Here is a 3,003-nt window from a genome sequence, read left to right on the forward strand (position 1 = left end):
AGCGTAGTCCAGCAACTGCTCCACCAGGGAAGGGACAATGTTAAACACCGCCCGCGCCCCTGGCGTATCCTCCACAATGGCCGGCATGTCATAGTAATCCTTGATGGCATGCAGATAGGTCCAGGGCAGGGCGTACTCCCCCTTGACCGGGTCCTTGTAGTACGGCTGGTGCATGTGCCAGAGAAATATGACGTCAATCGGTCTGGTCATGGTCGGCTATTCCAGTTCTTTCTTCCACTTCTCTACTTTTTTGCGATAGTCATCCAGTAATTTTCCAGCGGTTTTCTCATCCTTGGCCTCGGCAAAAATATGAACGAAAGAGCTGTACTGGTCCGGCAGCACCAGTGCCCAATCATTATCAAACTGCACCTTGATGCCGTCGATGAACGAGGCTTCCTGCTCCAGAGAGTCCTCGCTCATTTTACGCATGATCCCTCCCTTCATCTCAAAGGCACAGGGGAGACTGGCCTGCAGGAAGGCCCGTTTGGGGGCCTCTTCAAGAACCCGTGAAAACGGCAGACCAACGGTAATCCCCAACTCCACCAGCTTGGCAATGGCATACATGCCGTCAAAGGCAGCCTGAAAACGGGGGAAGGCAAAACGGCCATCGGGGGATGCAGCCAGGATCACCTCTGATGATGATGCTGCCTCCAGCATGGCCCGGTCACTGCTCTTGGTGCGGGTGACGCCGCATTTCTTCTTGAGCGCCATCTGTTCGATGGTTGACGGTGCCTGTACCGGCACAGCAATGGTGCCCCGCTGGTCGGTCTTGAGCTGCAGGGCAACCACCAGGGTCAGGAGCTGGATCCCGTCATAGATGGTGCCGGTTTCATCCAGCAGGGTAATCGACTCCACCGCAGGTTCAAGCCAGAAACCGGTCTGGGCCCCCAGAGAGCTGACAATGGCTGAGAGCTGCCTGAGCCCTTCCTGTTTCGGCTTGGGCACGCAGCCGCCACGGCCATCATCAACATAGGCGTTCAGGGCAATCACGTTGCAGCCCAGCTCATTCAGCAGCATCGGCAACACCTGGCTGGCCGGCGAGTAGTTGAAGTCCACCACCACGGTCCAGGCCGCCTTGCGGCAGACCTCCACATTTAATGCCCGCAGATAGCCTTCGCGATAAAAATCAATCGCCTGAGGGATATCAATCAAGGCCCCCGGCTCAGTGTGGTGGGCACGCCGGAAGTTTTCTTTAAAGAAGATCCGCTCCAGGTTCTTGGCCATGTTGCTGGAAAAGTCCAGGCCATCGCCATCCAGAAAGATGATTTCCATTGAGGCAGGATCTTCGCTGGACTGACGGAAGTGAAAACCACCCACCTCGCCAAAGGTCTTCAGCTTATAGCGAATCAACGGCAGCGAGGTCATGGTCATATCACGGACATTGACCCCGGCTGAAAGCAGGCCACCCACAAAACAGCGCTTCAACATCCGTGATGAACGGTTGGCATCCCTGCCACCCAGCACATAGCTGCCTTTGGGCAGGGTGGTGCCATAGGCGCAACCGAGCTTGGCCACAAATTCCGGGGTCAACTCTACATTGGACAGGCCCTTGATGATCGCCCCTTCAAAGAGCGCCTTTTTCCATTTTTCGCCCCAGATCAGGTTGGCAGTTACGGTGGAACCCGCCTCAATCATCTTGCGTGGCCAGATCTTGACATCGGCCTTGATCTTGACGTCATCGCCGATGGAGGTGTCATCAGCCACGATCACCCCTTCATCCAGCACTGCATTCTGGCCGACCCGCACATTGGCGCAGATCACGCTATCAGTGATCTTTGCGCCTTTTTTAACATAGGCATTGTCCCAGAGCACACAACGGTTGAGCTTTACTCCAGCTTCAATGGTGCAGTTACGGCCAATCACGGAATCCTTGATCTGAACCTCGCCTCGAATTTGGGAGTTATCGCCGATCACCACTGTGCCGGACAGGCCCGAGGCATCCTCAAGGGTTACATCAGCCCCGATCCGCAGGTCTTTGCCAACACGATCCTGCTTCTCCTCGTCTATCTTCAGGTTGACCTTCCCCTTGAAGATATCGTGGTATGCCTCACGGTAGGAGTCCGTATTGCCAATGTCCCGCCAGTAGCCCTTGGCTGAAAAGCCGAACAGCGGATCGCTGTTCTGCAGCATCAGCGGAAACAGATCCTGGGAAAAATCGAAGTTCTCTCCCTTGGGGATATAGTTGAAGATCTCCGGCTCTAACACATAGATACCGGTATTGATGGTATCTGAGATTACCTCGCCCCAGCCCGGTTTCTCCAGAAACTGGGTGATCCGTTTTTCCTTGTCGGTAATGACCACGCCAAACTGCAGCGGGTCTTTGACCGAGGTGAGGGTAATGGTGGCCATGGCCTTGTTATCAGCATGGAAATCCAGTACCTTCTTCAGGTTAAAGTCGGTCAGCAGGTCACCGGAGATGACCAGAAAACGCTCATCCAGATACTTCTCTGCCGCCTTGACCGCTCCGGCAGTACCCATATCCTCAATCGGAGTCACATAGGTGATCTTGACCCCGAAGTCAGAACCATCCCGGAAGAATTTTTTGATGATTTCAGGTTGGTGATACAGCAGCATCACCAGATCAGTGATGTCATGTTTTTTAAGCAGTTCAACGATATGCAGCATGATCGGCCGGTTAAAAAGCGGGATCATCGGTTTTGGCATACTGCTGGTGAGAGGTTGGATGCGGGTGCCGAAGCCACCGGCCATGATCACTGCCTTCATATACTGATCCTCCTTGATGGATTACAATTCATTTTCCATGCTTGCTTGAGTAATCTACTGTTGCAAAAGTTTTTCATCGTATTCCGATCGGGAAGTCCACCTCAACTTCTGTCAAGCCCCCAGCTCCTTAACCAACTCCATTTCCTTGCGCAAAACGGTGTTGATCAACGTCCCGACATCCGTCTTGCACTTGCGGGCGCGCTGACTGAAAAAACTTTCAATCGGTCCATCAAGATACACTGGAAATCGTAGTTCTTCAGGTTTGCAATAAAACTTGCC

Annotated in this window: 2 protein-coding genes; both read right to left on the reverse strand. The window is 53.6% G+C overall.

Translation table 11 applies throughout. The annotated features are described in order from the left end of the window. The coding region (locus OEL57_RS15855; protein ID WP_300741809.1) for a hypothetical protein at positions 1 to 210 on the reverse strand (210 nt) is incomplete at its 3' end. Positions 211 to 216: 6 nt separating this feature from the next. Beyond that, complete coding sequence (locus OEL57_RS15860; RefSeq protein ID WP_300741810.1) at positions 217 to 2,724, reverse strand: mannose-1-phosphate guanyltransferase; 2,508 nt, start codon at positions 2,722 to 2,724, stop codon at positions 217 to 219. Positions 2,725 to 3,003: the final 279 nt, after the last annotated feature.

It is taken from the genome of Trichlorobacter sp. (assembly GCF_030247655.1).
Lineage (GTDB): Bacteria > Desulfobacterota > Desulfuromonadia > Geobacterales > Pseudopelobacteraceae > Trichlorobacter.

Coding starts and splice junctions, on each gene's coding strand:
- OEL57_RS15860 (WP_300741810.1), bottom strand. CDS start 2,724: ATGAAGGCAGTGATCATGGCCGGTGGCTTCGGCACCCGCATCCAACCT.